This is a genomic window from Arthrobacter sp. 10N418, assembly GCF_056394725.1.
This window is the reverse complement of sequence record NZ_JBFTIK010000047.1, coordinates 1-5,560: the sequence shown is the minus strand read 5'-3', so window position 1 is coordinate 5,560 and position 5,560 is coordinate 1. Positions and strand designations below refer to the sequence as shown.

Annotated in this window: 4 protein-coding genes and 1 pseudogene; 4 read left to right on the top strand and 1 reads right to left on the bottom strand. The window is 64.4% G+C overall.

Annotated features, from left to right (window positions below):
- Nucleotides 1–29: 29 nt before the first annotated feature.
- The 4 genes and pseudogenes from AC1DCZ_RS19060 to AC1DCZ_RS19045 all read left to right on the top strand — a co-directional run bounded on the left by AC1DCZ_RS19060 (nt 30) and on the right by AC1DCZ_RS19045 (nt 4,925).
- Entirely contained in the window at nt 30–575 is a 546-nt protein-coding gene (locus AC1DCZ_RS19060) for a hypothetical protein (RefSeq protein ID WP_476975968.1), read from the top strand.
- A gap of 317 nt (nt 576–892) precedes the next feature.
- Nucleotides 893–2,587 carry an APC family permease gene (locus AC1DCZ_RS19055; protein ID WP_476975967.1) on the top strand — a complete coding sequence of 565 codons (1,695 nt, stop codon included), beginning with the start codon at nt 893–895 and terminating at the stop codon, nt 2,585–2,587.
- A 55-nt stretch (nt 2,588–2,642) separates the two neighbouring features.
- Nucleotides 2,643–3,091: pseudogene (locus tag AC1DCZ_RS19050) on the top strand (integrase core domain-containing protein); the annotation flags it as partial.
- A gap of 454 nt (nt 3,092–3,545) precedes the next feature.
- A complete protein-coding gene (locus AC1DCZ_RS19045; RefSeq protein ID WP_476897111.1) occupies nt 3,546–4,925 on the top strand; it encodes a YibE/F family protein in 1,380 nt (459 codons plus the stop codon).
- 320 nt (nt 4,926–5,245) lie between these two features.
- On the opposite strand, the gene AC1DCZ_RS19040 is transcribed toward AC1DCZ_RS19045, so the two are convergent.
- A partial coding sequence (locus AC1DCZ_RS19040; RefSeq protein WP_476975966.1) for an EAL domain-containing protein occupies nt 5,246–5,560 on the bottom strand: 315 nt, incomplete at its 5' end.

Below are 5,560 nucleotides of genomic sequence, written 5' to 3'. Positions count from 1 at the left end.
ACGCCAATGAGCTAAACCCACATCCCAACATGGCCAACGCCGCCGAACACCCGGTGGGCAGATCTGGTGGCCATGAACGGGCAGTTTTCATGGCCACCAGCGGGCATTTTTGCTGGCCGTCCATGGGCACAAACTATTGGCCATTGACACAGGAGAAGAACGCCGATTTCCGTGTGGCCTGGATGTGCGCCCGGCTGGGCATTCCGCGGGCCTCGTATTACCGGTGGCTGGACCACGAAGAATCACCGACCGCTGCCCGGCACGGGGAACTGACCGGACTGGTCAAGGCGATGTTCGATTCCTCCGACGGGATCTTCGGCCATCGCATGTTCCACACCAAACTCGCCGCCACGGTGACCCGCTTCGTGAAGGAACATTCGGGTATTCAAGGCAAAGAACTCAAAACCGATGCAGACGGCGGATCTAATGAAGTAAGCCGCGGAGCTGAATTCAACTCAACCGAGAAGGCTCGACCACGTGTTCTGATGACACGTTTCGGAGATCCCCCGGGCGGATCAGCTGAGCTAGCGCCGGACCGGGCCACTCCGAGCCGAAACGAGCCGCATTCCGCTTGACGGAATGACCCGCCTGGCCGGGTCGCGGGCCCGCACCACCGCAATCGACGTCGTCAGGCTCACCAGCGACGCCGTCCCTAACGCCTCGGTGATAGTTTCGTCGTCGACTCGGCTCAGGCGGCCTCCCAGCTTCGGTCAGCCTCAGCAGTGGTGCCTGGAGTGCTATCGTTCGCCGTTCGATGCCAGGCTGGCGCGGCACTGGACCGCCGACCGGATGTGGTTGCCCGGGTCGGTGCGACGCGACTCTTTCCAGTTGGCACCGGGGTCGCTATGGTCAAAGAATAATGACTGTATTGCCCCCCAAGGGAGTGGATCGTATGACAAGTGAGGTAGTCGTCGGGCCCGGCGGGGGACGGGTGCATGCCCTGAAAAGGGTGGTCGGGTTCTGGGGACTTCTGTTCGTGTCCCTCGGTTCCATCATTGGGTCGGGCTGGTTGCTGGGTGCGCTCGGGGCCGCGCAGACGGCAGGTCCGGCTTCGATCATCTCGTGGTTGCTCGCCGCGGTGTTGCTGGTGGTTCTGGCGCTCATTCATGCCGATCTGGGCGCGGCCTATCCGGTGGCCGGCGGCACCGCGCGGTACCCGCATTACGCGTTCGGTGCCCTTGCCGGTTTCACTGCCGGGTGGGCCGGCTATCTTCAGGCGGTGACGATCGCTCCCATCGAGGTAGAGGGAAGCATCACCTATCTTGCCAGCGCACCATGGGCTTCGGGTATCAAGATGGTCAACCCTGACTCGACGCTCACTCCCGTCGGGTTGCTCATCGCTGTTCTCTCGCTGGCGCTGTTCACGGTGATCAATCTCCTGGGCGCGAAGTGGCTCTCGGACAGCAACATCATTCTGGTGATCTGGAAGACCGTGGTTCCGGTCGTCACGATAATTGTGCTCATCATTTTGACCTTCCACCCGGGGAATTTCAGCCAGGGTGCGGGTGGTTTCGCGCCGAACGGCGTTCATGGAATCTTCGCCGCGCTTCCGCTGGGGGTGGTGTTCGCACTTCAAGGGTTCGAACAGGCCGCCCAGATGGCCGGGGAAGCCCGCAACCCCAAGAAAGATGTTGCCAGGGCGATCATCATCGCGATGTTCATCGGCGCAGCGATCTACATCCTTCTGGAGGTAGCGTTCATCGGTGCACTGAACCCTGAGGACATCGCGCATGATTGGAAGAACCCGGTGGGGACCGGTTCGTTCGGTCCGTACTACGCCTTGGCCATTGCTGCGGGAGCGGGATGGCTGGCGACAATTCTTCTCATCGACGCGGTCGCCTCACCAGCCGGCACGGGCTTGGTCTACGTCGGCACGTCCGCACGCATTTCCTACGCCCTCGGCGAGGACGACGCTCTGCCCGGCTCGCTCACCAAAGTCAGCAAGCGCGGCGTTCCGTTCGGGTCCATCCTGTTGTCCTTTGGTGTGGGGATGATCGCCCTACTGCCGTTCCCCAGCTGGCAGTCCCTGGTCGGGCTGGTCACAGACGCTACGGCCATCATGTACGCGTTTGCCCCGGTTTCCCTAGGTGCGCTGGTCCGCCAGCACGCCGGGCGCGAACACCCGTACCGGATTCCGTGGCCGTCGGTCCTGACCCCGTTGGGGTTCGTGGCCGCAAATCTGATCATCTATTGGTCCGGGTTCGAGGCCATCTGGAAGCTGCTGACCGCGATTCTTCTGGGCCGCATCATTTTTGAGATCGCGCTCCGCCGCTCAAAGTCCCTGCAGGAGCGCCGCGACATCGACTGGCGTGCCGCATCCTGGATCTGGCCCTGGCTGATCGGCATCCTTGTGATCGGGCTGCTGGGCCGCTACGGTACCGGATCGCTCAGCGTCCTGCCCGAGTGGATCGATATTCTCTTCGTGGTTGTCTTCAGCCTCATCATGTTTTACTACGCGGTCAGCCTCGCCATGACACCCGACGACATTGCAGCAGCGGTGGAGGAGGATGAATTCGAATTCGAAGCGATCGACCTTCCCGTCACACCCGACGTGCCGGAAACGTCGAACCCTACCGTCCAGGGGTGAACTGTCGCGGCTGTCGGACTAACTGGCCCGAAGTGAGGCACCGAAGGCGCTCGTTGCCATCGCCGACCACGTGCGCACCGAGCTCGTCGCGGACGCGCTCAAGAACGCCGCCGCTATAACCCGGATCGCGCCTGACGCGATCTGGCACTCCGATCGGGGAAGCGTCTACACCTCGACAGATTTCAGGACCCTGGTGGACGGCCCGATCATGCGCTCCTCGATGGGACGAACCGGCGTGCTGGGACAACAGCATGGCCGAATCGTTCTCCTCAGCCCTGAAAAAACGAGCGTGTGTACCGGACCGTTTACGCGACCAAATCACAAGCACGGAGCGACGTCATCCGCTACATCGAGGGGTTTTACAACAGCCGTCGCCGTCACTCCGCGCTCGGTTACCGGCGGCCTAACGAAGTCCACTATCGTTATCCGGAACCGGGGTCCCGGCCGGCTGCGTGGCCAGACAAGGATTCGTGGTCTCGGGCCGGCCGCCGTTCACGCCGATGACAGCGAACTGTGCGGGCATCGGAAGGTCAGCGCCGCACTGAGGCCAGGAGATGTCATTTCCCAGCGCCGCGGCATCTGGAGGAGGAGTCCCCGGAGCATCGTCTGCGGCGCTGGCCGGGCCGGCTGGCCACCCGAACAGGAGACAAGCAACGATGAGAACTTTTGCGGCTTTCATGAACGGACCCCGCTTCCGAACGAATTGCAACGGGCCGGCAGCGGCCCACTTCGAATCCTAGGAGCGCTGCCGATGACCGTCACGGGTGGTCGTTACTGGACTCAGCCGCGTGATTCCGGACCGGACACGCGTCGTCTACCTGTTCACGGGCCGCTTGGCGACACCTGCCGGGAACGATCTGCCCCGGCCGCAGCGCAGGTGGGGCGGGTCATCCCGGACGCGGTTGGCCTGAGATCGGCCGCGGGGCACTTATCCTCGAATCATGAGGTTGAGCAGCTGATGGGTCATGGACATGCACACGCGGGGTCCGGCGGCGAGGGTCCCTCTGCCCGGGCGGTGGCCGGGCGGCGCAGGGCCAACATCCTGCTTCTGGCCGTTCTCGTCCCGCTGGCGGCCTTGACAGTGGCGGCGATGGTGTTGATGTGGCCCACGGGTAACCGCGGGGACTTGAAGGTCACGAGTCCGTATGCTGCCGCGCCCGGGGTGAGTTTTGATACCGGCACGGTGCAAAGCGCCGGTACGGAGGACTGTCCTTCGTCCGCTGCGGTCGTCGCGGCCGGAGGGACCGGGGCTAAGTGCCTGGTCGCCCACACCCAGCCGGACCAGGGCGGGAATCTCGTCGCCGTGGAGATCACCCCGGAGATCGCTAAGTCCCACGGGGTCAAGGCCGGCGACAAACTGCGTTATCTCAACCTCGCCAAAGTTGTCCCGGCCAACGCGGGTTCGCAATATGTCTTCGTGGATTTTGTGCGTACGATGCCAGTGCTGCTCCTGGCGCTGCTCTACGCCGTGACGGTGATTGCCGTCGCCCGCTGGCGCGGCCTGCGCGCGATCATTGGCCTGGTCGGCGCCTACGTCATCCTGGCCGCGTTCGTGCTGCCCGCCCTGCTGGAGGGCCGCCCGGCCCTCCCCGTGGCTCTGGCCGGCGCCGCCGCGATCATGTTCGGGGTCCTGTATTTCGCCCACGGATTTTCCGCGCGCACCTCCACCGCCCTGCTGGGCACCCTCTTCGGTCTCGGCACCACCGCGCTGTTGGCGACTTGGGCGGTCTCGGCCGCATACCTGACCGGGATAGGGGATGAGAACACCTACCAGCTGATCAACGTCTCCGACAAGCTCTCCATCTCCGGCATCATCACCTGCGGGCTGATCATCTCGGGCCTGGGCGTGCTCAACGACGTCACCATTACCCAGTCCTCTGCCGTCTGGGAACTGTACGAACTGGCCCCAGCGACGACGGCGAGGAACCTATTCACCTCCGCGATGCGCATCGGGCGGGACCACATCGCCTCCACGGTGTACACCATCGCCTTCGCCTACGCCGGGGCCGCCCTGCCGGTCCTGATTTTGGTCATGCTCTACGACCGTCCCCTGCTCGACGCCCTCACCAGCGGCCAACTCGCCGAAGAAGTCGTGCGCACACTCGCCGCCTCCATCGGACTGGTCCTGGCCGTGCCCGTCACGACCTTCCTCGCCGTCCTCGTCGTCAAAGCCACCGCCCGATCCCGCGACCTCGACGCCGGCAGCCCAGAGGAACCGCACCCCTCTGCCGGGACCACCGCAGTTCCAAGCGACGGCGTGCACGACGGCGCAGCGCTCGGAGCCGTCTACGAGTCCCGCCGCGAACGCCGCCAGGCGACACAGGGCGCCGGCAGATAGGCAACCATAAACCGCCAACCGCCACGGCTTCCCCGCATGGGTTGCAGCGTGGATGCCAATGAGCTGAGCGGTCCGACCCCGTTGGCAAACACGAGCTTGATGGTTTGTTCGGGTCAACTGTGTTGGCCGTGGGTGCGTCTGAGTTCAGTTCCAAAAGCCCAAGGCGCCTGGGCTGGGGATGGACCCTGGCGGCAATGACGGCAAGCTGGAACTCCAGAGCAGTGTTTGCCGCGAACACACCGCGCACTGCCGTGGGAGCTCGGGCTGGCCCAGCGGCTAAGCGGTTCCGGCCGCGGTGGCCAGATGGGTGGGTCCTGCTGCTAGGGCCGGTCCGGGCCCGTCCCCGGGCGTGAGGTCGCGTACCAGGTTGCCCAGTCCTTGGGATGGATCGATGGTCTGCCGATGAGGTAGCCCTGTCCGGCCGTCATGCCGATTCCTGCTACGGCGGCGAGCTCGGCGGGGGTTTCGATTCCTTCGGCAACGAGGGTTGCGCCGATCTGGCGCGCGAATTCGACCAGGGCCGCACCGAGGGCGCGCTGGCCCTGGTCGTCGTCGATCCCTGCAATGAGGCTGCGGTCCAGTTTGATGATGTCGGGCCGGATGTGGAGCACGTGCCGCATGGAAGCGAACCCCGA

Coding starts and splice junctions, on each gene's coding strand:
- AC1DCZ_RS19045 (WP_476897111.1), top strand. CDS start 3,546: ATGGGTCATGGACATGCACACGCGGGGTCCGGCGGCGAGGGTCCCTCT.
- AC1DCZ_RS19060 (WP_476975968.1), top strand. CDS start 30: ATGGCCAACGCCGCCGAACACCCGGTGGGCAGATCTGGTGGCCATGAA.
- AC1DCZ_RS19055 (WP_476975967.1), top strand. CDS start 893: ATGACAAGTGAGGTAGTCGTCGGGCCCGGCGGGGGACGGGTGCATGCC.